Source organism: Nocardioides jensenii JCM 1364 = NBRC 14755 (genome assembly GCF_001552535.1).
GTDB classification, from domain to species: domain Bacteria; phylum Actinomycetota; class Actinomycetes; order Propionibacteriales; family Nocardioidaceae; genus Nocardioides; species Nocardioides jensenii.
This window is the reverse complement of record NZ_BCRJ01000003.1, coordinates 208,765-232,750: the sequence shown is the minus strand read 5'-3', so window position 1 is coordinate 232,750 and position 23,986 is coordinate 208,765. Positions and strand designations below refer to the sequence as shown.

Below are 23,986 nucleotides of genomic sequence, written 5' to 3'. Positions count from 1 at the left end.
CCGTGCGAGAGCTTTTTCTCCTTGACGGGGACGACGCGGAAGAGTTCGGTTGGCAGGAAAGGGCGCTGTGCGCCCAGACCGATCCGGAGGCGTTCTTCCCGGAAAAGGGTGGGTCCACCAGAGAAGCCAAGAAGGTCTGCCTGACCTGTGACGTGCGAGGCGACTGCCTCGAGTACGCGCTGATGAACGACGAACGCTTCGGCATCTGGGGCGGTCTGTCGGAGCGTGAGCGTCGCAAGTTGAAGAAGCGGGCGGTCTGACCACCCGCAGGGCACGTTTTCCGAGTGTCGACCGGCGGCGACTAGGGTTTCCGCCGTGACGGTCACTGCTCTGCTGGTCAGCCATGACGGTGCACGCTGGTTGCCGGCGGTGCTGGCTGGTCTCGACGACCAGCAGCAACCGCCGGACCGGGTGCTCGCCGTCGACACGGGAAGCACGGACGAGTCCGTCGACCTGATCTCCGCAGCACTCGGCCCCGACGCGGTCTCGGTGCACCACGGCTCCTTCCCGCAGGCGGTCGCCCATGCCCTGCCCCACCTGACCACCGAGTGGGTCTGGCTGCTGCACGACGACGCGCGTCCGGAACCGAACACCCTGGCCCTGCTGCTGGACGCGGCTGCCGCTCACGGCGCGGACATCGTCGGCCCGAAACTGCGCGAATGGCCCTCGCTGCGGCGTCTCCTCGAGATCGGGGTGACCATCTCGGGTGCCGGGCGACGCGAGACCGGGCTCGAACGTGGGGAGTATGACCAGGGGCAGCACCAGGACGTGCGCGAGGTGCTCGCGGTGAACACCGCCGGCATGCTGGTCCGCAGGTCGGTGCTCGAGCAGTTGGGGGGCTTCGATCCCGCGCTCCCGGTCTTCGGCAACGACATCGACTTCGGGTGGCGTGCCGCCCGATCGGGCTTCACGACGGTCGTCGTCCCGCAAGCAGTCGTGTTCCACGCGGAGGCCGCCGCCCGTGGCCTGCGCACCACGACGACCACCGGTCGACGCGTGCACCGTGCGGAGCGTTCCGCCGCTCTCTACACCCTCCTGGTCAACGGCTCGGGTCGCTCGCTGCCGTTGAAGGTTCTCCGTCTCGTCCTCGGCACGGTCCTGCGCGGGCTGGGATTCCTGCTCGCCCGCTCGCCGGGTCTGGCTCGTGACGAGTTCGGCGCGCTGATGAGCGTGCTCGCTCACCCGGGGCGGATCCGTTCCGCCCGCGCCGACCGGCGTTCGCTGGGCGATCCGCGTGCCGAACGGGTCACCAGGCTCCTGGCGCCCTGGTGGTTGCCCTACCGGCACGGCTTCGACTTCGCCGGCGAGGTGGCCTCCGCCGTCGCCAACCAGGGCCGCGACGCTGCTGATCGCCGGCGCGTTGCCCGAATCGATGCCGCCGGCGCGGTCTCCGAACGACGACTCGACGACGCCGACGAGGATCTTGCCGCCGACAGTGGACTCCTGGTCCGTTTCATCACCAGCCCGGCCGCGGTGCTCTCCACCGTGCTCCTCCTGCTCAGTGTGTGGGGCGCACGCGAGGCGTTCCACGGCATCACCGGTGGTGCACTCTCACCCGCACCGGAGGGTTCCGGCGACTGGTGGCGCCTGGTCACCCAGGGCTGGCACCAGATCGGCCAGGGCACCGATGCCCCCACCCCGGCCTACGTCCTGCCGCTCGCACTGGTCGGCACGGTCCTCCTGGGCAGCGCCTCCGCGGCGATCTCTCTGCTGTTCGTGGCCGCCGTGCCGTTGGCGGCGTGGGGCGCCTGGCGCTTCGGATCGGTCGTTGCCGAGCTCGGTTCCGGCAAGCCCGCCTCACGCTGGATCGTCGGCTGGGCGGCGCTGACCTACGCCGCCGTGCCGGTCGCCAGTGGCGCGTGGGGCCAGGGACGGTTCGGCGTGCTGGCCTCGGCTGCGTTGCTGCCGTGGCTGGCCCACGCCGCGCTCGGCCTGACCGACTCGTCGGCGGACCGCCGCTGGCGGGCCGGATGGCGCTCGAGCCTGCTGCTGGCCCTGCTCACCGCCTTCACTCCGGCCGCCTGGTTGTTCGTGCTCGTGCTGGTCGCGATCGTCGTGGTGCTGCTGTTCGTGGTGGCCCGCGACCTCGTCCGCCGTCCCTCGGTGTGGGGTCCCCTGGTCGCCCTGGTGCTGACCCCACCGGTCCTGCTCCTGCCCGGGGCGGTCGGGCTCCTCGGGCACGACGTCTCGGCCCTGTTCCTCGAGGCCGGCCGCATCATGGCCCAGCCCGGCGCGCACGACCTCGCCGCCGGCCGCTTCGGTGGCCCCTCGGCCCCACAATGGATCGGGCTCCTGCTGCTCCTGCCGGCTGTCCTGGCCGTCTTCCGTGTCCGTACTCGCGCGGTGGTGACAGCCTGCTGGCTCCTGGTCGCGCTGGCCGCCGTGTTCGCGGCGACGCTGAGCCACGTGTCGATCGAGCTCCCCGCGGGCACCGCCCGACCGGGCAGCGGCTTCCTGCTCCTCCTGGCCCAGGCCGCGTTGATCGTGGCCGTGATGGTTGCGGGGCACGGCCTGCGTGAGAGCTTCACGGGCGCCAGCTTCGGCTGGCGGCAGCCCGTCGCGGGTCTGCTCGCCGTGGTGGCGCTCGCCGTTCCCACCTGCGGACTGCTGTGGTGGGTTGCCGATGGCGACAACCTGCTGGAGCGCCCCACTGACTCCGAGGTGCCGGCCTACATGGCGCAGGCGGCGCATGAAGGCGCCGGGCACGGCGTCCTCATGCTGCGCGGCGACGCCGCAACCGGGCTGACCTGGCGCGTGCACCGCGAGGACGGGGTGACGGTCGGCCAGGACGAGATCTTGGCGCTGACCGGTCCCGACCGCGGGTTCGGCGCACAGATCCAGCAACTCGTGGCCGACCCCACCGCTGAGCTCGTCGCCCAACTGCCGGCCCGCGGCCTCGACTACATCGTCATGCCCGGCCCCGCCGACGCCCAGGTGGCGGCGACCCTGGACGCGGCCACCGGGTTGACCCAGGCCAGCAGCGTCGATCGCACCACTCGGGCCTGGCAGTTCGACCAGCCTGCCCGCGCCGATGCCCTCGAGGGCGACGGACCTTGGTGGCACACCTGGCTGCTCCTCGTGCAACTCGTCGCCATCATCGTGGTCGCCGTGCTGTGCGGCCCGGCCCGGAAGGAGCAGTCATGAGTGGCGCGCGCAACCAGGGGCGACGGGTGGCCGAGCGCCACGCCACGCGTCGCCGGGGGATGTCTCCGGTGCTGGCCGTGGCCCTGGGCGCCATCGTGGTCTCCGGAGCCGCTCTGGCCCTGCAACAGCCGTCCGACGACCCCGAGCAGGCCCCGGATCTGGCACCGGCCAGCCGCCCGCTGACCAGCCTGAGCATGCTCTGCCCGGGAGCCGTGCCGGGCAGCCCCGACCTCACGGTCGGGCACGGAACCACCGACGGTGGCGAGGGCGAGCTCGTGAGTCGGGTGGCCGCCGGCGAGAGCAGCCAGAAGATCAACGTGCCCGCGGGCGCGGCGACGACGGTCCCCGGGGCGCGCGAGGCCGTGATGATCACCGGGTCCGGAGAGCAGGCGCCCGGCCTCTTCGGCGCCCGGTTCGGCGCCGACCAGCACCCAGCCGCCGGACAGTGCGCGACGCCGGCCGGCGAGCGCTGGTTCGTGGGAGCCGGCGCCGGCGGGCTCCACGAGTCCAAGATCCTGCTCGCCAACCCCGACACCGGCCCGGCAGTCGCCGACCTCACCCTGTGGAGCACCACGGGCGAGCTGATCGACGTCGACTCCCGTGGGTTGACCCTGACGGGTCACGGCAGCGACGTCGTCGACCTGGCCGAGCTCGCACCCAACCGCGACGCGCTCGCGGTCCGGGTCACGGTCTCCCGGGGTCGGGTCGCGGCCACGGTCACGGACTCCTACACGCCGCGCGGCGGCGACCCGGTCGCGGACTGGCTGCCCTCCACGGCAGGTCCCGCGACCACGCAGCTGATTCCAGCGATGCCCCGTTCCTTGGGCGAGCCCACGCTGGTGCTGGCCAATCCCGGCACGGACGCGGGTCGGGTCACTCTCCAGGTGGTCGGCGAGGAGAGCACCTTCACGCCCCGTGGCCTCGACGACATCGACATTCCGGCCGGTGAGGTGGCGGTCTCCGAACTGCCCGCGAGCCTGGTCAAGCTGCTCGCCGAGGAGAACACCACGCTGCGCATCGAGTCGACCCAACCTGTCGTCGCGTCGTTGCGTGCGGTGGTCGCCGACGACCTGGTTCATCTTCCGGCGGGCGACGTCATCGATGGCGACAGCGCCACCGCGCTGCCCGGCAGGGCGGGGAGCGTCCTGACCCTGACCCCGACCGACACGGCCAGCCGGGTGAGCATCGAGTTTCCCGGCCAGGACCGCAAGGCCACCCTGGTGCGATTGCTCCCCGGGACCACCACGTCGGTCCCGATCCCGGCCCGGGCGCGCGCCGTGGTCGTGCGTGGCACCCGGGGGTACGTCGGTGCGGTACGCACCGTCTCCGCGGCAGGCGCGAGCGTTCTGCCGCTGCGCGAACTGGCTGTGGAGCAGGTGATTCCGGCGGTCAGGCCTCAGTGGCCCTGATCGTGCGGCGCGACTGAGGGGCCGTGCCGATCAGTCTGCCGGGACTTCGGTGTCGGCCTCACTGAACGGATGCTCCTCGACGAACGTGCGCGCCTCGGCGTACATGCGCTGGATGTAGTCCTCGAGCTGCTGGGCCTCGACCCGCCACTGGCCGCGGCCGCCGATCTTGATCGCCGGCAGGTCGCCGCGACGGACCAGGGCGTAGACCTGGGCCGCTGACGTGTTGAGCACCTCGGCCACATCGGGCAGCGTGAGGAAGCGCGGTGATGCGGGCATGTGCCCAACTCTGCCATCTCGGAACCTGTCGGCGCAGTTCCGGCGCGTTGCCTGTGGACAACCAGATGACGAATCGCCCGGATCTCGCACATGATGTGAGGGTGAGCGCAATTCTCGGGAAGACGGAAGCACCCCTCGCGACACGGACCGGCAGATCGGGCTGGCGTGACCCACGACTCTGGATCGGGGTGGCCCTGGTGGCCGTCTCGGTGCTGATCGGGGCGCGCGTGCTCGGGGGAGCCGACAACACGGTCGAGGTCTGGGCAGCCCGCGCGGACCTGGCCCAGGGCGAGAAGGTCGGCGACGGCGACCTGGTCGCCAGGCGGGTGCACCTCGGCGACGACGAGCTCGCCCTCTATCTCTCCGGCGACAAGGACCTCCCCGAACAGTCGACGCTGACCCGGTCCGTCGGGGCCGGTGAGCTGGTGCCGCGGGCCGCGTTGGGCAAGGACGACGGCCTGCGTCGCGTGTCCTTGACCATCCCCGTGGGCACCGGCGACCTGCTGGTCGAGAAGGGCGCGATGCTCGACGTCTGGGTGGGGCCGCCGGATGCGAGCAACCTGGCCGAGGCGATCAAGGATGCCGGCCCGGTGCTCCGGGACATCGTCGTGATCGAGGCTCCGGCCGTCGACGACTCCTTCGGTGGCGTGGGCACGCGAGAGATCCTGATCGGGGTGCGTGACCTGACCGACGAGCAGCTCGAGCAGGTGGTCGGTGCGTTGAGTGTCGGGCGGATCTTCTTCGTCGACCCCGATGGCGACCGATGAACCCGACGGAGGGCGGATCCCGCACCTGCGTGCTGGTCCTGGCCGCGGGCGCCCCGTGGGAGTCGACCGCCCTGCCCGCGCTGACCGGGCGACCCGGCATGGTCGTGCTGAAGCGCTGCGTCGACGTCACTGACCTGATGGCGGCGGCCACCACGGGGGAGGCCAGCGTCGCCGTCCTCTCCCTGGACGCTCCCGGTCTCGACGCAGCCGCTGTCCATCACCTGCGCCTCCACGGCATCGAGCCGGTCGCCGTCCTCGCCGACCCAGCCCGCGAAGACCTCCGCGACCGGTTGCACCGGCTCGGCATGCGGTTCGCGATCGGGGTGGCCCAGGTGGACCACCTGCCCGATGCCGTCCTTGCGGCAGCCGCCGCCGATCACCAGGACTCCGAGCCCACACGCGAGGGACCGGCGGTGGGGCCGGGTCGTGGACGCACGATTGTCGTGTGGGGCCCCACCGGCGCACCCGGGCGTACGACGGTCGCACTGGCCGTCGCCGGCGAGCTGGCCCGCCGTGGAGCGGCGCCCCTGGTCCTCGACATCGACCCCTGGGGCGGATCGGTCGGTCAGCATCTCGGCGTTCTTGACGAGGTCTCCGGGCTCCTGGCGTGTGCGAGAACGGCGGCCGCCGGGGACCTGCCGGGTGCCTATCTGGGTCTCCAGCGACGCGTTGCCGGACTCCGCGTGATCACCGGGCTTCCTCGGCCCGACCGTTGGGTGGAGGTCCGCTCCGGGGTCGTCGATCAGCTGATCGACCTGGGTCGGCGACAGGGGGAGGTCGTGGTGGACACCGGGTTCGCGCTCGAGGAGGACCTCAGTGCCGAGCTGGCCGGTCGCCCGGGGCGCAACGGCATGACGCTCGAGGCGATAGCCGCTGCCGACGACCTGGTCGTGGTCGGATCCGCGGACCCGGTCGGGCTCTCTCGGCTGGCCCGGGGACTGGTCGAGCTGCGGGAGCTGACCGGTGGCCGCCCCGTGCACGTCGTGATCAACCGGATGCGTGCCTCACTGGGCTGGTCGGAATCAGACGTGGCCGGCATGCTCGGTGGATTCGCTGAGCTGGCCGGTCTTCACTTCCTGCCCGACGACCGCGCCACCACCGACCGTGCCCTGCTGGCAGGCCGGATGCTCAGCGAGCTGGGGGAGAGCTCGCTCTCGCGTGCGGTGGCGGCGCTCGTCGACGGCCTGCGCCCGGGCACCGGGAGGGTGTCGAAGCGACGGCTCAGGAGCTGAAGAGCAGGGCCAGGCCGCCGATGGTGAACCCGACCATCACCACCAGCAGCGACAGCTGACCGGTCAGCTGGTGGCGCTTCGGCAGCAGGCGCACGGCTCGGTCGTGCGCGGCCACCACGGCCAGCACGTGGCCGACGATCACCCCGGCCACCTTGGTCATGGCCAGGAAGGTGGGGTGATAGCTGAGCCAGTAGTTGATCGCCCGGTTGCCGGTGCCCAGGAGGTTCGACCCGTTGCTCAGCGGGTCGCTGAGCAGGATCACGGTCTGCTGACCGTATTCCACGAGATAGCTCAGGTAGTGGGCGACGACGTAGCCCACCACGATGGGGATGAGGGAGTGCGCGAACTCGGCCGGCAGCTCGCGGCGCCGCATCACGTCGTGGATGCCGGTGAGCATGGTGGCGCCGGCGAAGAGCAGGCCCACCGCTGCGACGAAGAGGACGAGCCCGGCCAGGTTGACCCAGTTGGGGTTCATGTCCGTGGTCTGGATGAACCGGGTCCAGTGGTTCGACCCCTTGTAGGAGTCGAACGCGGTGCTGCCCAGCAGCACGGACCCGACCGCGAGCAGCCCCGGGCGGACGGGCACCAGATCGAGGTTCGCCAAGGGACTGCGCAGCACGACCCGTCCCTGCTCCCGGCCCCACACGGACAGGTGACCGACCAGGGTGGAGAGCACCTCGAACGGGTCCGCGTGCTCATAGAACCGGTTGCCGAACAGCGCTCCGCCGATGAGCATCACGCCGACATAGATGGCACACCACAGGCGGAGCGGACCGAGCTCGGCGTTGAACGGATAGACCAGCTCGAACCACACGAAGGCGAACAGCCCCAGGGCCGCCGGCCAGTAGCCCAACCGCTCCGGATACGTGCGCAGCCCGACGTCGGGGTCTGACCCGGACAGCCTGGCCAGCGCCCAGTTGATGGTGCGGACCGGGCTGATCGCCTTGTAGAAGGGCCCGAAGGCCAGCGACATCGGCACCACGCCGACCCACAGCAGCACGAAGAAGACCCCGAAGATCGGGTTGATCGCGAGGTCCTTGCCGAACACGCCGGCCGCGGCCACGTAGAGGAAGAACGAGAACCCCCACGCCCGGACCAGCCCTCGGAACCACGGCGAGTCGACGATCTCGGTGAGCAGCGGGGCGGCCGGACGCGCCGGGGATCCCGTGTTGAAGCGCGGCGTACGCCAGGCGAGTGCCAGGACGGTGAACGAGACGGCCAGGGCAGCGCAGGCACCGGCGATGGCGTACTCGGCGGGGATCGGGAGATCCTTCGCGCCGCCCACGCCATGGGCGAAGAGATCCACGCTCAGCGGACCTCGAGCTCGACGATGGTCTTCTCGAGCGCGTGCGACTCGACCGCGAAGATGCCCGGCTTGTCGAAGCTCACCTTGTGCGTCGACGTGCCCGCGGCGTACTCGATCTCCTGCTCGGGCTTGGAGTGGATGTGGATCTCGCCGGCCTCATCGGCATCGATCACGAACTCGACGGTCTGGTTGCGGGAGACGTCGTAGCGCTTGCCGTTCGGCTCGACCGTGTCGCCCTTGATGGTGACGTTGATGACAGATGCGTCCTCGGTGCTGCTGCCGCCCTTGTCGCCGGAGTCCCCGGAACTGCACGCGGACGCGGCGGTCAGGGTGATCAGGACGGCGGCGGCCCCGGCGGCCAACCTTCGACGACGGTGCACTGCGACTCCTCCAGACGATGGACCTGCGCCCGGTCGGGCAGGTCCTCTGCAAGAATCGCATGCAGTGCAAATTGCGTGGAACAGGGGTGAGTCGATTGAGCGAGCGTCTTCGGTCCAGGGACCTGGTGTTTCTGGACACCGAATCGGCGTCCACGCCCATGCAGAACGCCACCCTCGAGATCTTCGAGCCGGGGGAGTCGGGCTTCGACTACCAGACACTGGTCGATCTGATCGGCGAGCGGATCGCCTTCGTGCCACGCTATCGCCAGCGGATCCAGCAGGTGCCGGGGCGGATCGCGAACCCGACCTGGGTCGACGACTCACGGTTCGACCTCGGCTTCCACGTACGGCGCTCCGGCCTGCCGCGGCCCGGCACTATCGAGCAGCTGCGTGAGCTGGTCTCGCGCATCATGAGCCGCCAGCTCGACATGAGCCGACCGCTGTGGGAGGTCTACTTTATCGAGGGCCTGGCCGACGGCAGGGTGGCCGTGCTCTCGAAGTCGCACCAGATCCTGGTGGACGGCGTCGAGACCGTCGACCTCGGCCAGGTGCTGCTCGACACCAAGCCCGAGCCGAAGTCCCTGGAGCCCGACGACTGGGCACCACGGCGTACGCCGTCCCCCATGGGACTCACCGCCGACGCCGTGCTCGACAACCTCCGCTCGCCGGCGGTGCTGCTGTCGACCACGCTGAGCACCGTCGACTCCGCCGCCCGGCGGATGACCGAGGCACGTCAACGCACACGCACCGTCGTCAACGCGCTGGCCAACCGCCGGCCCGCTCCCGACTCCCCGATCTCGGCCGAGTTGTCCGAGCAGCGTCGTTTCGTCACCGTCTCCACCGATCTGGAGGTGTACCGCCGGATTCGTCAGGCCCACGGCGGGTCGGTCAACGACGTCATCCTGGCCACGGTGACCGGAGCGCTGCGCAGCTGGCTGATGGCTCGGGGCACGTCGTCCTCGGCGATGCGGTCCTTGCGCGCCATGGTGCCGATGTCGGTGATCGATGACGAGCTCGAGGCCACCTCGCTCGGCACCCAGATCACGGGTCACCTGATCACGCTGCCGATCGGCGAGGCCAGCCCGGTGATCCGGTTGCACCAGGTCTCCTACGCGTTCAAGAGCCACCGAGAGACGGGCCGGGCCGTGGCGGCCAACCGGCTGGCCGGGATCGCCGGCTTCGCCCCGACCACGTTCCACGCGCTCGGCTCACGCGTCGCAGCGCTTCAGCAGCGCAAGGGCTTCCACCTCACCATCACCAACGTGCCGGGCCCGCAGTTCCCGCTCTACGCCGCGGGCGCCCGCATGGTCGAGACGTATCCGGTCCAGCCGCTGCTGCCCGGTCAGGCACTCGCGATCGGCGTGACGTCGTACGACGGGGCCGTCCACTACGGAATCACCGCCGACCGTGACGCGCTGCCCGACGTGAGCGTCTTCGGCCAGTGCGTGACGGAGGCGCTCGACGAGCTGCTCGACTCCGCCAGCGACGATCGTCCGCGCGCGCCACGAGGCCGCCGCAGGGTCACGGAGCGGAAGCCATGAGCACCCGCATCTACGTCCCGCTGAACCGCGATCAGCTCGCCCGGCTGGTGGAGGACTCACGGCTGGCCGGTCCCCTCGACGCCCACGCGGTCACCGACGACCTGCGCTCGGCCTGGCCCGAGGGAGACTCCGAGGAATGGGAGTACGCCGCCCTCTCCGCCGCGGGTGACGAGTCCTGGCAACACCGCGGCGGGGGAGCGCGTCGCATCGTGATCGCCGCCGACGTGACCACCGTCGAGGCCCGGGACCTGGCCGGCGAGCCCACGGCAGTGCGTGCCCCGGGTGACCTGGTCTGGAAGCACGTCGCCGCGGCCCACGTCGACACCGACGACCAGACCGCAGATGCCGACGGCGTTGTGGTGGCAGAGCTCGCATGGTTCGCCACCCAGGAGATCGCCGACCTTCTCTGAGCCTGCGTGCCGAGGTCGGGCCGGGTGTGCCTGCGCATCGCAGGACCAGCACATTTGAGAGCAACGTCACTGTCTGACACGATCGCGACATGGACGCAATCACCTTTCCTCCGGCTCCCACCAACGAGCCGAACCTGACCTACGCACCCGGCAGCCCCGAACGGGCCGAGCTGGTGGCGGAGATCGACAAGCTCGAGCGCAAGCAGCACACCTTGCGCGCGGTCATCGGCGGCCGCCGGAAGTCAGGCGGTGGCGAAGAGATCAAGGTCGTGCAGCCGCACGACCACCAGCACGTGCTGGGTGTGCTGAAGAACTCGACAGGCAAGGACGCCGACGCCGCGATCAAGGCGGCCGCCAAGGCAGCACCGGAGTGGCGGGCGATGCCGGTCGACGAGCGGTGCGCCATCCTGCTCAAGGCGGCGGACCTCCTTGCCGGCCCGTGGCGCCAGCGGATCAACGCCGCCACGATGCTCGGGCAGAGCAAGACCGCCCAGCAGGCCGAGATCGACTCGGCCTGCGAGCTGATCGACTTCTGGCGCTTCAACGTCCACTACGCCAAGCAGATCCTCACCGAGCAGCCGATCGCGAACAGCCCCGGCATCTGGAACCGCACCGACCACCGGCCCCTCGAGGGCTTCGTCTACGCGATCACGCCGTTCAACTTCACCGCGATCGCTGGCAACCTGCCCACCGCCCCGGCGTTGATGGGCAACACCGTGATCTGGAAGCCGTCGACCACCCAGCAGCTGGCCGCGTCCTTGACCATGGAGCTGCTCGAGGAGGCCGGCATGCCCCCGGGCGTGATCAACATGCTGCCCGGCCACGGCGCAGCGGTCTCCGACGTCACGCTGACCCACCCGGACCTGGCCGGCATCCATTTCACCGGCTCCACGCCGGTCTTCCAGCATCTCTGGTCGACGGTCGGCGCGAACATCGCCAACTACCGGTCCTACCCGCGCATCGTCGGCGAGACCGGGGGCAAGGACTTCATCATCGCCCACCCCTCCGCCGACCCCGACGTCACCCGTGTGGCGATGCTGCGCGGCGCGTTCGAGTACCAGGGCCAGAAGTGCTCCGCGGCGTCACGGGCCTACGTCGCGCAGTCGGTGTGGGACAAGCTCAAGGACCAGTTCCTCGGGGATGTCGATGCCTTGCGGATGGGCGACGTGACGGATCTGTCCAACTTCATGGGTGCGGTCATCGACGACCGGGCCTTCGCCAAGCACAAGGCAGCGATCACCCGGGCCAAGCGCACCAAGCACCTGACCGTCGAGGCGGGCGGCACCTACGACGACTCGGTGGGCTGGTTCGTGCGGCCGACCGTGGTCACCTCCACGGACCCCACCGACCAGATGTTCTCCACCGAGTACTTCGGCCCGATCCTGGCCGTCCACGTCTACAAGGACGCCGACTTCGAGAAGGTCGTCGAGCAGGCCGAGTCGGCCTCGCCGTACGCCCTGACCGGCGCGGTCATCGCGCAGGATCGTGCCGCGATCGCGTGGGCCCGCAAGACGCTGCGGTTCGCGGCCGGCAACTTCTACATCAACGACAAGCCGACCGGTGCGGTGGTGGGTCAGCAGCCGTTCGGTGGGGCCCGCGCCTCGGGCACGAACGACAAGGCGGGGGCACCGAGCAACCTGATGCGCTGGACCTCGCCGCGCTCCATCAAGGAGACGTTCGTGCCGCCGAAGGAGCACGGCTACCCGCACATGCTGACCGACTGACGCACGGGCGGGCCCGTCCGGCAGACCTGTCTGGCTGTCCTGACGGCCCCGGTGAGAGACTGGGGCCGTCATGACAGCACAGATGATGGTCTCGATCCTTGCCCAGCACATGGGCAAGCTGCACGCCTACGAGCAGTGGCTGGTGGTGGCGGTCGCGTTCGGACCGTTCCTGCTGCTGGGCGCCGTGGTCTACGTCGTACGCCGTCGCGACATCGCCGCCGAGGAACGGGCCGAGGCCGAGGTGGGTGAGGTCAGCTCCACTCGCCGGCAAGCCACGTGAGGCCGACCTTGTTCTCGGCCTTGAAGCCCTTGGCCAGCAGACCGACGATGAGGTCCTCGACCTTGCCGCCGACCAGCGGAATCTTCACCTGCACGGCCAGGTCGAGGGTCTCGACCACATCGTCGCCGCGCTGCTCGATGCGGGCGGTGCCCTTCATGTCACCGGGCTTGCCCGGGATCGTGACCTCCACGTCGGCCGCCGTGTCGGAGGACCACGTCTCGACCTGGACGATCGGGATCTCGTCGCCGACGAACTTCTTCGCGAACGACGGCACCCGGTCGGTGCCGTGCACGATCTCGACCTCGATCCGCTTGGCCGGCACCTCGCCCGAGACCGTGACGGTCTTGCGGATGACACCCTGGTAGTCGGCCACCGCCTCGCGGAAGGCCGGGTCGGAGACCATGGCGACCACCTGCTCGACCGTGGCTCCGGGGTAGGTCAGCTCATGCGTCAGCTTCTTCATCGGTCGCCTTCCAGCCACTGGGTACCCACGGAGTGCTCGATGTTCCAGGAGCTGGTGAGCTTGTCCGCGATCAACTTCTCGATCTTGCCGCCGACCAGGGGGATCGACACCTTTGCCTCGCCGTCGAAGGTGTCGAGGGTGGCCTGGCCGTCGGAGATGAGACGCCTGGTGCCGCTGATGTGACCCGGCTTGCCGGGCATCTTCACACTGAAAGCCGCGGTGGTGCCGTCCGTCCACTGCTCCGCCTGGACGGAGTGCGTGCTCTCACCGGCCACCGCCTTGGCGAACGCTGGGACATCCGTGTTGGGCCGGACCGTGTCGATGGTCACCGAGCCGGCCACCACGGAGACATCGAGCTTCGTGACGACCTGGGCCGTGGTTGCCTTCTCGCGGAACGCCGGGTCGGTGAGCATCGCGTAGACGTCGGCGACGGGAGCGTCGTACCTGACGGAGTGTTGGATCTTCATGCCCGACATCATGGCCGAAACTCGGCCCGCCGCCTAACGTTTCGGTGACGTTCGTGCGGGTGTGGTGGGTGGTGTTGTCCGGGTCACACCCACGGCTCTAGTGTCGAGTTGTGTCGAACACCCTCGATGACAACAAGTCCACGTTGATCGCCAAGGCCACCGATCTGGCCGCGAATCGCAAGGGCACGGGCGGGCCTCCGCTCGAGCACGTGCCCGCGATGCTGAAGGCGTACTACCGCCACGTCGCGCCCGAAGACGTCTGTGACCGCAGCGAGGTCGATCTCTACGGCGCCCTGGCGAGTCATTGGCGTCTGGGGCTGACCAGGCCGCAGGGAACCGCCAACGTGCGGGTCTTCACGCCCACTGTGCAGGAGCACGGCTGGTCGGCGAACGCGCACTCGGTGGTCGAGGTGGTCACCGACGACATGCCGTTCCTGGTCGACTCGGTCACGATGGCGCTGGCCGAGCAGCAACGGAACCTGCATGTCATCGTGCACCCGCACTTCGACGTGGTTCGCTCGATCACCGGCGAGCTCCAGGACATCGCCGTCGCCGAGGACGGCGTGGCGGCCACTGGGGACGCGGGCTCGGTTCGCGAGTCGTGGATGCACGTCGAGATCGACCGCATCCCCGAGGGCGACGACATCGCCTCCATCGAGGCCGCGCTCCAGCGGGTGCTGCGCGACGTGCGTGAAGCGGTCGAGGACTGGCAGCGAATGCACGACAAGATCAATGAGATCGTCGACGATCTCAGCGCCAACCCTCCGCCGTTGCCCGCCGAGGAGGTTCAGCAGGGTCGTGATCTCCTGACCTGGCTGGCCGACGACCACTTCACCTTCCTGGGCTACCGCGAGTACCAGCTCGAGGTGGTGGAGGGTGACGACGTGTTGCGGGCGGTCCCCGGCACGGGCTTCGGCATCCTGCGCTCGGACCCCGACCTGTCGGCGGCGTTCGGTCGGCTGCCCGAGCTGGTCAAGGCCAAGGCACGCGAGAAGGTGCTGCTGGTCCTGGCCAAGGCCAACTCGAGGGCAACCGTGCACCGCGACGCCTACCTCGACTACGTCGGCGTCAAGGTCTTCGACGAGGCCGGTGACGTGATCGGTGAACGCCGGTTCCTCGGGCTCTTCTCCAGCGCTGCCTACACCGAGTCCCTGACCCGCATCCCGTTGCTGCGCGAGAAGGCGGCCCAGGTGATGGCTCGGGTCGGCTTCGAGCCGCACAGCCACGCCGGCAAGGCGCTGATGGACACGTTGGAGAACTACCCGCGCGACGAGCTCTTCCAGACACCGGTCGACCAGCTCAGCGAGATCGCCGAAGCGGTGATGTACACCCGCGAGCGGCGCCAGCTGCGACTGTTCGTCCGACGTGACACCTACGGCCGCTACCTCTCCTGCCTGGTCTACCTGCCCCGCGATCGCTACAACACGACGGTGCGCGAGCGCATCGCCGCCATCCTCCGTGACCGTCTCGGCGGCGACTCGGTGGAGTTCACGGTGCGAGTCAGTGAGTCCAACATGGCCCGTGTGCACTTCGTCGTCCGACCACCGCAGGGACAGACCGTGCGTGAGATCGACGGCGCCGGCCTCGAGCGCGAGCTGATCGAGGCGGCCCGCTCGTGGCAGGACGACTTCACCGCGGCCGTGGTGAGCGAGTACGGCGAAGAAGTCGGCGCCCGGTTGAGTCAGGCCTACGTCGAGTCGTTCCCCGAGGCCTACAAAGAGGACTTCTCCGCCCGCACGGGCGCGGTGGACCTCGGTCGTCTCGAGGCGATCACGGGCGACGAGGGCATCGACCTGTCTCTCTACGAGCACCTCGACGCAGGTCGTGGCGAGGCCCGGCTGAAGCTCTACCGAATCGGCTCGCCCCTGTCGTTGAGCCAGATCCTGCCCATGCTGAGCTCGATGGGGGTCGAGGTCGTCGACGAGCGTCCCTACGAGTTGGAGCATCTGCGCCGGCCGTCGTACCTCTATGAGTTCGGTCTCGCCTACGGACGCGACCTGCCCGCCAACACCCGGGAGCTGTTCCAGGACGCGATCCGGGCGGTCTGGGAGGACCGCAACGAGATCGACGGCTTCAACGCCCTCGTGCTGGCCGCCGGGCTCACCTGGCGGCAGGCGACGCTGCTGCGCGCGATCGCGAAATACATGCGTCAGGGCGGCACACCGTTCGCGCAGGACTACATCGAAGGCGCTCTGCGCAGCAACGTCGACATCACCCGGCTCCTGGTGCAGCTCTTCGAGGCTCGGTTCGAGCCGAGCTCGACCGCCGACGCCGAGGTCGTCTGCGAGCGCATCGACCGCGCGCTGGACGACGTCGCGAGTCTCGACCACGACCGCATCCTGCGTTCCTACCGCACGATCATCGACGCGACACTGCGCACCAATTACTTCCAGGAGGGCGGCACCAAGCCCTACATCTCCTTCAAGCTGGAGCCCTCGGCGATCCCCGACCTGCCCGAGCCGCGGCCGAAGTACGAGATCTTCGTCTACTCTCCGCGTGTCGAAGGTGTCCACCTCCGCTTCGGCGCGGTGGCCCGTGGCGGGCTGCGATGGTCCGATCGCCGCGACGACTTCCGCACCGAGGTGCTCGGACTCGTCAAGGCCCAGATGGTGAAGAACACCGTGATCGTTCCAGTCGGTTCCAAGGGTGGTTTCTTCTGCAAGCAGCTGCCCGACATGTCTGACCGCGACGCGTGGCTGGCTGAGGGGATCGCCTGCTACAAGACCTTCATCAGCGGCATGCTCGACATCACCGACAACCTGGTCGACGGGGAGACCGTGCCCCCTGTCGACGTGGTGCGCCATGACGGCGACGACGCCTACCTCGTGGTGGCCGCCGACAAGGGCACCGCGTCGTTCTCCGACATCGCCAACGGCGTCGCCAACGACTACGGGTTCTGGCTGGGGGACGCGTTCGCGTCGGGTGGCTCGGTCGGCTACGACCACAAGGGGATGGGGATCACCGCCCGCGGTGCCTGGGTCTCGGTCCAGCGCCACTTCCGCGAGATGGGGGTCGACTGCCAGAACGAGGACTTCACCGCGGTCGGCATCGGCGACATGTCCGGCGACGTGTTCGGCAACGGCATGCTCTGCTCCGAGCACACTCGTCTCGTCGCCGCCTTCGACCACCGCGACATCTTCCTCGACCCCACGCCCGACTCGGCTGCGTCCTACGCCGAACGTCGTCGACTCTTCGACCTGCCCCGCTCGTCGTGGCAGGACTACGACACCTCGCTGATCTCCGAGGGCGGTGGAGTCTTCCGCCGGTCGCTGAAGTCGGTTCCGTTGACACCGCAGATCTGCGAAGCACTCGACATCGACGCCGGGATCACGTCGATGGCCCCGAACGACCTGATGAAGGCGATCTTGACGTCGCCCGTCGACCTGCTCTGGAACGGCGGCATCGGCACCTACGTGAAGGGCTCCGACGAGTCCCACGCCGATGCGGGTGACAAGGCCAACGACCCGATCCGCGTCAACGGAGAAGATCTCCGGGTGAAGTGCGTGGGGGAGGGTGGCAACCTCGGCTTCACCCAGCGTGGCCGCATCGAGTACGCCGAGAACGGTGGCCGGATGAACACCGACTTCATCGACAACTCCGCGGGCGTCGACACCTCCGACCACGAGGTGAACATCAAGATCCTTCTCGACGGTGTGGTGCGCGACGGCGACCTGACGGTCAAGCAGCGCAACGAGCTGTTGGCCACGATGACCGATGAGGTCGCCGACCTGGTGCTGCGCGACAACTACGAACAGAACCTCGCGCTCGCGAACGGTGTGGCCAACGCGGCCCCGCTGCTGCACGTGCACGAGGACTGGATGAAGGAGCTCGAGCGCCGTGGTGTCCTGAACCGGGACCTCGAGGCGCTGCCCACCTCGCGGCAGGTGCGGCAACGGCTCGATCGGGGAGAGGGTCTGAGGCTGCCGGAGCTGTCGGTGCTGATGGCCTGGACCAAGATCGTGCTCGCCGACGAGCTGCTGGCCTCCGACCTCCCCGATGACCCCTATCTGCGTGGTGACCTGTTCGCCTACTTCCCGGAGAAGATGCGTCAGGGCTACCGGAGTCAGATGGAGAGTCACCCGCTGCGTCGCGAGATCATCGTGACCCAGGTGGTCAACGACCTCGTCAACGGTGCCGGCATGACCTTCTGGCCGCGTCTGGGCGGGGAGACCGGGGCCACGGCGGCCGAGCTCACTCGCGCGAACTTCGTGGCCCGGGAGATCTTCGGTTCCCTGGCCCTGCGTGACGAGCTGAAGTCGTATGACAACAAGCTGCCGGCCGAGGTGCAGACCCGGATGCGCATCGAGATGCGGACCCTGGTCGAACGGGCCTCCCGTTGGCTGGTCACCAACCGCCGTCCACCGCTCGACAGCGAGGCCACGGTTGACTTCTTCTCGGTGACCACCCAGAAGGTGATGGCCGAGCTTCCCACCTTGATCACCGGGCGCGAGCTCGATGCCTTCGAGCAGCGCCGGGACTATCGCATCGAACAGGGTGTCCCCGAGGACCTGGCGGCCCGGATTGCCGTGCTCTCACCGGCCTACATGATCCTGAGCATCGTCGAGACCGCCGAGCGTGAGGGCATCGACCCGCTCGAGGTGGCTCGGGTGCACTTCGCGCTGGGCGAGCGCCTCGGGCTGCCGTCGTTGGTGGCCCGCATCCTGGCGTTGCCGCGTGAGGACCGCTGGCAGACCATGGCCCGTGCAGCGTTGCGTGACGACCTGCACGCCGTGCACGCCCGGCTCACCTCGCAGGTGCTCACCTCCACCTCGCCCGAGGAGTCCGCGACGGCACGCATCGCCGACTGGGAGGACAAGGACGAGGTCCTGATCACGCGCGCCGTGGCGACGCTGGAGGAGATCTGTTCCGACGACGACGCCGACCTGGCGCGGATGTCGGTCGGGTTGCGCGTGGTGCGCGGCCTGCTGGCCACGAGCTGAGTCCGCACCTCACGGTCGCTCGGCGTACGCACGCCGGGAGGCCGGTGGTCTCGTTTGCCTGAGGGCGCGCGGCATGGCCGCGCGCCCGTCCACCACACCGACACCGACCTCAGCCGGCACGGGGCTGCCCAGCCTGGCTAGCGATCGATGCCGGGCAGGGTGATCCGGAACCGCGCCCCCTGGGCGGTGTCCTGCAGCTCGAGCGTGCCGCCCTGCTCCTGCATCCGCTCCCGGGCGACGTAGAGGCCGAGGCCCCGGCCGTCGGAGGAGTCACTGCGCTCCCCGCGCCGGAAGATCGCCTCACCCAGGCCGGCCGGCACTCCGGGGCCGCGGTCGGAGACCGTCACGGCGACCGTGTCGCCGATCTGGTCGACCGTCACGGCGATGGGTGCGCCGCGGCCGTGGCTGACCGCGTTGGTGAGCAGGATGTTCACCGCCTCGGCCAGGGCGTCGGTGACACCCATGGCCTCCAGTCCGCTGGGATGCCAGTCCACGTCGTGGCCCAGCAGGCGCTGGGCGGTCACCAGCGGGTGCAGGACGGTATCGATGTCGAGGCGCTTCGGTGACGGGTCGCCTTCGTCGGTGAGCAGCCGGCCGAGCCTGGCCAGCTCGGAGCCGAGCATCGTGCGCAGCGAGCCGGACTGCCGGTCGTCGAGCTGTGCCTCGTGCAGCAGGAGCAGCCCTGCGGCCGCGTTGACACCGGCGATGGTGGCGCCGATCTCGTGCATGGTCTCTTCGTAGTCCCTGACGCGTGCCTCGGCAAGCATCAGACGTGTCAGCAGGGTCGCCGACACACCCCCAGACGTGCTCATGTTCGTCGTTGCCCTTCAGTCCCCCACGAAGCCGTGCCGAGCAGCACGACACGTTCGACAGTAGACCGCCGAGTCGAGTGTTGAACAGGTCAGCGAAGGAAGACTGGGGTTGGCCGAGCAGCGGATGGTCAGGCGGACTTCTTCTTCGCCGATGTCTTCTTCGCCGCCGCCTTCTTGGTGGTCGGCTTCTTCTTCGCCGATGTCTTCTTGGCCGCCGCCTTCTTGGCAGGTGCCTCGGTGGCGGGCTCTCCGCGAGCCTCCTTCGCGGCGGCCACCGACTTCTGCAGCGCGGCAAGCAGGTCGACGACCTCGCCGGAGGACTTGGTGGCGGTCGGGGTCCGCTTGACCTCGCCGCCCTCGATCTTGGTCTTGACCAGGGCCTCCACGGCACCGGCGTAGTCGTCCTCGAACTCGGCCGGGTCGAAGTCGCCGGCCAAGGTCTCGACCAGCATCTCGGCCATCTTGACCTCGCTGTCCTTGACCTCGCCGGCCTCGACCGAGAAGTCGGGCGTGCGGATCTCGTCGGGCCACATCATGGTCTGGAGCACGATCACGTCGTCGCGCACTCGCAGCACCGCCACCGACGTACGCTGCCGCAACGCGACCGTCACGACGGCCATCCGGTCGGCGTCGAGGAGCGCCTGGCGCAGCAGGGCGTAGGGCTTGGCCCCGGTCTTCTCCGGTTCGAGGTAGTAGGACTTCTCGAACAGCATCGGGTCGATCTGGCCGCTGGGCACGAACTTCTCGACCGAGATCTCCCGGGAGGAGGTCGACGGAAGCTCGGCCATGTCGTCATCACTGAGGATGACCATCTCGCCGTCCTCGGTCTCGTAGCCCTTGGCGATGTCGGCGTACGGGACCTCCTCGCCGTCGATGCTGCAGACGCGTTGGTACTTGATGCGCCCGCCGTCCTTGGCGTGCACCTGCCGGAACGACACATCGTGGCTCTCGGTGGCGGAGTACAACTTCACGGGTACGGACACGAGGCCGAACGACACCGCACCCTTCCAGATCGCGCGCATGCCACCAGTATTGCAAGGATGTGGGTCATGCGACCGATGTTGGCCACCCGCGGCCTCCATGTCCCGACCGGCGGGGAGTGGATGCACGAGGTGAAGTGGGACGGCATGCGAGTGCTCGCGGACGTCTCCGGGGACGGGGTGCGGCTGACCAGTCGCGCGGAGAACGACGTGACCGCGAGCTACCCGGAGCTGCTCGCGATGGCCGGCCGCGACCTGCTCCTGGACGGGGAGGTGATCGCCCTCGCGGACGGTCGCCCGAGCTTCGGCGCCCTGGCCGAGCGGATGCACGTGCGTGACCGACGACGGGTGGCCCGGCTGGCCGCCGCGCGGCCGGTGACGTTCCTGGCCTTCGACCTGGTGCGACTGGACGGAAGGGACCTCTCCCGGCGACCGCTCTCGGAGCGCCGGGAGCTCCTGGTCTCACTCGGGTTCGCCGGCGAGTCCTGGCACGTGCCCGAGGTGTACGACGACGGTGCCATGCTCCTCGAGGCCACCCGGGCACAGGGCCTCGAGGGCGTGGTCAGCAAGCGACTGTCCTCGCGCTACGAGTTCGGGGTCCGCAGCCCGCACTGGTTGAAGTTCCCCCATCGGCTGCGCACGTCGTGGGTGGTCTGCGGGTGGCGTCCCGAGACCGGGTCACAGCAGCGTCTCGGTGCGATTCTCGTGGGGGAGCCGACGGCCGAGGGCATCGTCTTCCGCGGGCGCGTGGGAAGCGGCATCGCCGGCAAGGTCGGCCCCATGCTCAAGGAGTTGCTCGAGCCGTTGGCGGTCGAGCACAGTCCCTTCATCGACGACATCCCGCGCGTGGACGCGGCGGGGACGCACTGGGTCGATCCACGGGTCGTGGTCGACGTCGAGTCACTCGGTCTCGGGACCCAGGGTCGTCTGCGACAGCCGGCGTACATCGGAGTGCGGGCGGACCTCGGCCCGGACGACCTGCTCGGGGGTGGGCAATGACGGAGATCAGGGCCGAGGTGGACGGACGCACCTTGCGGATCAGCAATCTCGACAAGGTGATGTACCCGGTGACCGGGACCACCAAGGGAGAGGTCCTCAACTACTACGCACAGGTGGCGCCGGTGTTGCTCCCGCACCTGGCCGATCGCGCAGTCACCAGGATCCGGTGGCCGCACGGCGTGCAGGGGAACTCGTTCTTCGAGAAGAACGCCCCGGCCGGTGCCCCCTCCTGGCTGCGTACGGCCTCGGTGCCCACCTCGGGCTCCCGCGGTTCCTCCCGCAACGGGGACGAACTGGTCTTCCCGGTGATCGACGGTCTCGCTGCCCTGACCTACGTGGTCAACCTGGCCAGCCTTGAGTTGCATGTGCACCAATGGACGGTCACGCGTGCCGGCCGCCCGCGCAATCCCGACCGACTGGTCATCGACCTCGACCCCGGGGAGCCTGCCGGGCTCGCCGAGTGCTGCGAGATCGCCCTGCTGGTGCGCGAGAAGCTCGCCGAACGCGACCTCGAGGCGCGCCCGGTGACCAGCGGCAGCAAGGGCCTCCACCTGTACGCCGGCCTTCCCGGTGACCTCGACCCCGACGGGACGACGGCCCTCGCGAAGGAGATCGGGGAGGAGCTCCAGGCCGAGCATCCGAAGCTCGTGACTGCGGTGATGACGAAGGCGCGGCGCTCGGGGAAGGTGTTCCTGGACTGGTCACAGAACGCCGGGTCGAAGACGACGATCTCGCCGTATTCCCTGCGTGGCAAGGAGAAGCCCTTCGTCGCGACGCCGCGGACCTGGGAAGAGATCGACGCCGGAGCGGGAGATCCGCTGGCCGTGGAGCAGTGCCGGTTCGAGGAGGTCCTCGACCGGGTCAGCGATCTGGGTGACCTGTTCGCGGAGTGATCAGTAGGCGCCCTGGTGCGAGACGACGGCGCGTGCGGTCCGCAGCATGATCGACAGGTCGAGGCCCAGGGACCAGTTGTCGACGTAGCGCAGGTCGAGACGGACGGCCTCCTCCCAGGGGAGGTCGGAGCGGCCCGAGACCTGCCACAGGCCGGTGACGCCGGGCTTCACCGCGAGACGGCGCCGGACGTCGTCGGCGTACTGCTCGACCTCATGGGGCAGCGGCGGCCGGGGACCGATCAACGCCATGTCTCCGAGCACCACGTTGAAGAGCTGCGGCAGCTCGTCGAGGGAGTAGCGGCGCAGCAGCCGACCGATGCGGGTGACGCGAGGGTCGTTGCGCACCTTGAACAGCACCCCGTCGACCTCGTTGCGCGCGGCGAGCTCCTGGCACTGCTGCTCGGCGCGGTCGCACATGGTGCGCAGCTTGAACATGGTGAACGGCTCGTCGTCACGCCCGACGCGCGTCTGACGGAAGATCGCCGGCCCGGGGGACTCCACCCGGATCGCGATCATCAACGCGATGAGGACGGGAGCGAGGAGCAGGAGGATGCACAGGGCGGCCAACCGCTCCCAGGCCTCCTTGAGGATGCGCCGCCAGCCGTGCAGCTCAGCCTCACGAACGTGGAGCATCGGCAGATTGCCCACGGTCGTCACCGTGGTCCTGCCCTCGGCCACGTCGGTCAGCCCCGGCGCCATGAACATCTGGGTGTGGGTGGTGGCCAGCTCCCAGCCGAGTCGTCGCAGGGTCGTGGCTCCGAAGTGCTTGCAGGGCAGGACGATGACGGCATCGACCCGGGCCTCGCGAGCGTGCGCCGCGACTCCCGCCAGTGGGTTGCGCTTGCCGTGCGTGCACGAGGCGACGACCTCGAATCCGTGGCCACGGGTCCGGGCGAGCTCGGTGGCGAGCTGGGCGACCTCGTTCTGATGGCCCGCCAGCATCACTCGGTGGGTGACCCCCTGGCCGTGCTCGCGGCGCCAGCGTTGCACTCCGGCCCAGCCGACGCGCTGGGCGATGGCGCCCCCGGTGGTGACCGCGACCAGGGTGAGCAACATGCCGGGCTCGCTCGGGAGGTCGACCACCCACGAGATCCCGGCGCCGACCACGACGAGGGCCAGGCCGGCCCGCACCACACGACGCAGGTCTTCGACGCCGGCGAACACCAGACGCGACTCGTATCCGCGCATCACCGCCACCAGGGCCACCCACAGGAGTGGAACGGCCAGAAGCTCCACCGGGCCGGGAATCGCCAAGCAGGCAAGGAAGGCAGCGACCGCATCGCCGATGACGAAGCCCACCCGACGACTGGCCCGGGCCTTGCGAACCACAGGCCGGGCCTGGGTGGGGGCGAGTCGAGGCCGGGGAACTGAGGTGAGGCGGTGGGGGGAACGGATCGGTTCGTCAATCAACACGTTGGCACTGCTCATCGCCGCGGACCCCACATCACATCGCCGGAAGATTTGGCGAGCCGCCCGCAGTGGACGGACGGCCCGCACTCAGCATGGTGTCGGTTGCCCCGCGCGTGCATCACCAAGGTTGGTGAATCGCGTTGTGGTGCAAGGGATTCTCGTCGATTGGCGCGTCGGGTCGAAGACCTCGAGCTCGACGTATCGCGCACCGAAGAGACGGCTGATCCAGGAGAAGGGTGACGTGGTCCCGTCTTCGGTGCGGATGACGACGTCGGGGCGGACGTCGTACAACACCCGCCAGGCGAGCCGGAGATCATGTGCGAGGAGAGGCAGCCCGGACGACGGACGCGCCGCCCACACGACGCGTTCACCGTCGAGGCGCGCGACGGCGTCATCCGTGCGCAGAGTCACCCAGGTCGTCTCCTGCTGCTCCCACCAGGGCCTCAGGCACATCAACTGCGAGAGATGCAGCGGGGACGAGCAGACGAGAATGACCTTCATCTCCCCATTCTCAGCGGCATCCAGCGCTCTTGCATGCCCGAATTCGGGCATG

21 protein-coding genes are annotated in these 23,986 nt (G+C 69.3%); 12 read left to right on the top strand and 9 right to left on the bottom strand.

Annotated features, from left to right (window positions below; all coding sequences use genetic code 11):
- The first annotated feature begins 2 nt into the window (after window positions 1–2).
- Genes NJ4_RS01800 through NJ4_RS01790 form a run of 3 tightly spaced genes read left to right on the top strand, consistent with a single transcriptional unit; the run spans window position 3 to window position 4,553 of the window.
- The gene (locus NJ4_RS01800; protein WP_056681540.1) at window positions 3–260 is read left to right on the top strand and encodes a WhiB family transcriptional regulator; all 258 of its coding nucleotides are present in this window, start codon (window positions 3–5) and stop codon (window positions 258–260) included.
- A 55-nt stretch (window positions 261–315) separates the two neighbouring features.
- Complete coding sequence (locus tag NJ4_RS01795; RefSeq protein ID WP_067429242.1) at window positions 316–3,144, top strand: glycosyltransferase family 2 protein; 2,829 nt, start codon at window positions 316–318, stop codon at window positions 3,142–3,144.
- Entirely contained in the window at window positions 3,141–4,553 is a 1,413-nt protein-coding gene (locus NJ4_RS01790) for a DUF5719 family protein (protein ID WP_067429239.1), read from the top strand. The genes NJ4_RS01795 and NJ4_RS01790 overlap by 4 nt, the downstream gene beginning before the upstream one ends.
- A 30-nt stretch (window positions 4,554–4,583) precedes the next feature.
- On the opposite strand, the gene NJ4_RS01785 is transcribed toward NJ4_RS01790, so the two are convergent.
- Window positions 4,584–4,829 (bottom strand): helix-turn-helix domain-containing protein, encoded by a 246-nt coding sequence (locus tag NJ4_RS01785; RefSeq protein ID WP_067429237.1) that lies wholly within the window; start codon window positions 4,827–4,829, stop codon window positions 4,584–4,586.
- Between the two features lie 101 nt (window positions 4,830–4,930).
- Here NJ4_RS01785 and NJ4_RS01780 point away from each other — a divergent pair, with 101 nt between their 5' ends.
- On the top strand, window positions 4,931–5,596 hold the full coding sequence (locus NJ4_RS01780; RefSeq protein WP_157550591.1) for a hypothetical protein: 666 nt from the start codon (window positions 4,931–4,933) through the stop codon (window positions 5,594–5,596).
- Entirely contained in the window at window positions 5,593–6,828 is a 1,236-nt protein-coding gene (locus tag NJ4_RS01775; RefSeq protein ID WP_067429233.1) for an AAA family ATPase, read from the top strand. The genes NJ4_RS01780 and NJ4_RS01775 overlap by 4 nt, the downstream gene beginning before the upstream one ends.
- On the opposite strand, the gene NJ4_RS01770 is transcribed toward NJ4_RS01775, so the two are convergent.
- Window positions 6,818–8,134, bottom strand: a complete 1,317-nt coding sequence (locus NJ4_RS01770) for a hypothetical protein (protein WP_067429230.1) — start codon at window positions 8,132–8,134, stop codon at window positions 6,818–6,820. The two genes, NJ4_RS01775 and NJ4_RS01770, sit on opposite strands and share 11 nt — an antisense overlap.
- 2 nt (window positions 8,135–8,136) lie before the next feature.
- The gene (locus NJ4_RS01765; RefSeq protein WP_067429227.1) at window positions 8,137–8,514 is read right to left on the bottom strand and encodes a hypothetical protein; all 378 of its coding nucleotides are present in this window, start codon (window positions 8,512–8,514) and stop codon (window positions 8,137–8,139) included.
- Window positions 8,515–8,573: 59 nt separating this feature from the next.
- On the opposite strand from NJ4_RS01765, the gene NJ4_RS01760 reads away from it, so the two are divergent.
- From NJ4_RS01760 to NJ4_RS01745, 4 genes are all read left to right on the top strand, one after another.
- Window positions 8,574–10,055 (top strand): WS/DGAT/MGAT family O-acyltransferase, encoded by a 1,482-nt coding sequence (locus tag NJ4_RS01760; RefSeq protein WP_281178231.1) that lies wholly within the window; start codon window positions 8,574–8,576, stop codon window positions 10,053–10,055.
- A complete protein-coding gene (locus tag NJ4_RS01755; RefSeq protein WP_067429221.1) occupies window positions 10,052–10,465 on the top strand; it encodes a DUF6912 family protein in 414 nt (137 codons plus the stop codon). The genes NJ4_RS01760 and NJ4_RS01755 overlap by 4 nt, the downstream gene beginning before the upstream one ends.
- An 89-nt stretch (window positions 10,466–10,554) precedes the next feature.
- Window positions 10,555–12,189, top strand: a complete 1,635-nt coding sequence (gene pruA / locus NJ4_RS01750) for an L-glutamate gamma-semialdehyde dehydrogenase (protein WP_067429219.1) — start codon at window positions 10,555–10,557, stop codon at window positions 12,187–12,189.
- A 70-nt stretch (window positions 12,190–12,259) separates the two neighbouring features.
- Window positions 12,260–12,469 (top strand): hypothetical protein, encoded by a 210-nt coding sequence (locus NJ4_RS01745; protein WP_157550589.1) that lies wholly within the window; start codon window positions 12,260–12,262, stop codon window positions 12,467–12,469.
- Here the strand turns inward: NJ4_RS01745 and NJ4_RS01740 are convergent.
- Complete coding sequence (locus NJ4_RS01740) at window positions 12,441–12,932, bottom strand: DUF2505 domain-containing protein (RefSeq protein WP_067429211.1); 492 nt, start codon at window positions 12,930–12,932, stop codon at window positions 12,441–12,443. The genes NJ4_RS01745 and NJ4_RS01740 overlap by 29 nt on opposite strands.
- Complete coding sequence (locus tag NJ4_RS01735; protein ID WP_067429209.1) at window positions 12,929–13,399, bottom strand: DUF2505 domain-containing protein; 471 nt, start codon at window positions 13,397–13,399, stop codon at window positions 12,929–12,931. The genes NJ4_RS01740 and NJ4_RS01735 overlap by 4 nt, the downstream gene beginning before the upstream one ends.
- Window positions 13,400–13,509: 110 nt before the next feature.
- Here NJ4_RS01735 and NJ4_RS01730 point away from each other — a divergent pair, with 110 nt between their 5' ends.
- Window positions 13,510–18,339 carry an NAD-glutamate dehydrogenase gene (locus NJ4_RS01730; protein WP_067429206.1) on the top strand — a complete coding sequence of 1,610 codons (4,830 nt, stop codon included), beginning with the start codon at window positions 13,510–13,512 and terminating at the stop codon, window positions 18,337–18,339.
- Window positions 18,340–18,476: 137 nt separating this feature from the next.
- Here the strand turns inward: NJ4_RS01730 and NJ4_RS01725 are convergent, their stop codons facing one another.
- Window positions 18,477–19,151 carry a sensor histidine kinase gene (locus NJ4_RS01725; protein ID WP_082748076.1) on the bottom strand — a complete coding sequence of 225 codons (675 nt, stop codon included), beginning with the start codon at window positions 19,149–19,151 and terminating at the stop codon, window positions 18,477–18,479.
- Between the two features lie 128 nt (window positions 19,152–19,279).
- On the bottom strand, window positions 19,280–20,173 hold the full coding sequence (gene ku, locus NJ4_RS01720; protein WP_067429200.1) for a non-homologous end joining protein Ku: 894 nt from the start codon (window positions 20,171–20,173) through the stop codon (window positions 19,280–19,282).
- A 27-nt stretch (window positions 20,174–20,200) separates the two neighbouring features.
- Between ku and ligD (NJ4_RS01715) the strand changes: the two genes are divergently transcribed.
- Window positions 20,201–21,130 (top strand): non-homologous end-joining DNA ligase, encoded by a 930-nt coding sequence (ligD, locus tag NJ4_RS01715; RefSeq protein ID WP_067429400.1) that lies wholly within the window; start codon window positions 20,201–20,203, stop codon window positions 21,128–21,130.
- Window positions 21,127–22,023 carry a non-homologous end-joining DNA ligase gene (ligD, locus tag NJ4_RS01710; protein ID WP_067429197.1) on the top strand — a complete coding sequence of 299 codons (897 nt, stop codon included), beginning with the start codon at window positions 21,127–21,129 and terminating at the stop codon, window positions 22,021–22,023. The genes ligD (NJ4_RS01715) and ligD (NJ4_RS01710) overlap by 4 nt, the downstream gene beginning before the upstream one ends.
- Here the strand turns inward: ligD (NJ4_RS01710) and NJ4_RS01705 are convergent, their stop codons facing one another.
- On the bottom strand, window positions 22,024–23,352 hold the full coding sequence (locus NJ4_RS01705) for a sugar transferase (RefSeq protein ID WP_169799197.1): 1,329 nt from the start codon (window positions 23,350–23,352) through the stop codon (window positions 22,024–22,026).
- Window positions 23,353–23,520: 168 nt separating this feature from the next.
- Entirely contained in the window at window positions 23,521–23,985 is a 465-nt protein-coding gene (locus tag NJ4_RS01700; protein WP_067429191.1) for a hypothetical protein, read from the bottom strand.
- Between the last annotated feature and the right edge of the window lies 1 nt (window position 23,986).

Bases quoted from the DNA above. Each gene is read 5' to 3' on its own strand.
- NJ4_RS01790 (WP_067429239.1), top strand. From the start codon at position 3,141: ATGAGTGGCGCGCGCAACCAGGGGCGACGGGTGGCCGAGCGCCACGCC.
- NJ4_RS01785 (WP_067429237.1), bottom strand. From the start codon at position 4,829: ATGCCCGCATCACCGCGCTTCCTCACGCTGCCCGATGTGGCCGAGGTG.
- NJ4_RS01775 (WP_067429233.1), top strand. From the start codon at position 5,593: ATGAACCCGACGGAGGGCGGATCCCGCACCTGCGTGCTGGTCCTGGCC.
- NJ4_RS01760 (WP_281178231.1), top strand. From the start codon at position 8,574: ATGCAGTGCAAATTGCGTGGAACAGGGGTGAGTCGATTGAGCGAGCGT.
- NJ4_RS01755 (WP_067429221.1), top strand. From the start codon at position 10,052: ATGAGCACCCGCATCTACGTCCCGCTGAACCGCGATCAGCTCGCCCGG.
- pruA (WP_067429219.1), top strand. From the start codon at position 10,555: ATGGACGCAATCACCTTTCCTCCGGCTCCCACCAACGAGCCGAACCTG.
- NJ4_RS01745 (WP_157550589.1), top strand. From the start codon at position 12,260: ATGACAGCACAGATGATGGTCTCGATCCTTGCCCAGCACATGGGCAAG.
- NJ4_RS01740 (WP_067429211.1), bottom strand. From the start codon at position 12,932: ATGAAGAAGCTGACGCATGAGCTGACCTACCCCGGAGCCACGGTCGAG.
- NJ4_RS01735 (WP_067429209.1), bottom strand. From the start codon at position 13,399: ATGAAGATCCAACACTCCGTCAGGTACGACGCTCCCGTCGCCGACGTC.
- NJ4_RS01725 (WP_082748076.1), bottom strand. From the start codon at position 19,151: ATGAGCACGTCTGGGGGTGTGTCGGCGACCCTGCTGACACGTCTGATG.
- ku (WP_067429200.1), bottom strand. From the start codon at position 20,173: ATGCGCGCGATCTGGAAGGGTGCGGTGTCGTTCGGCCTCGTGTCCGTA.
- ligD (WP_067429400.1), top strand. From the start codon at position 20,201: ATGCGACCGATGTTGGCCACCCGCGGCCTCCATGTCCCGACCGGCGGG.
- ligD (WP_067429197.1), top strand. From the start codon at position 21,127: ATGACGGAGATCAGGGCCGAGGTGGACGGACGCACCTTGCGGATCAGC.
- NJ4_RS01700 (WP_067429191.1), bottom strand. From the start codon at position 23,985: ATGCCCGAATTCGGGCATGCAAGAGCGCTGGATGCCGCTGAGAATGGG.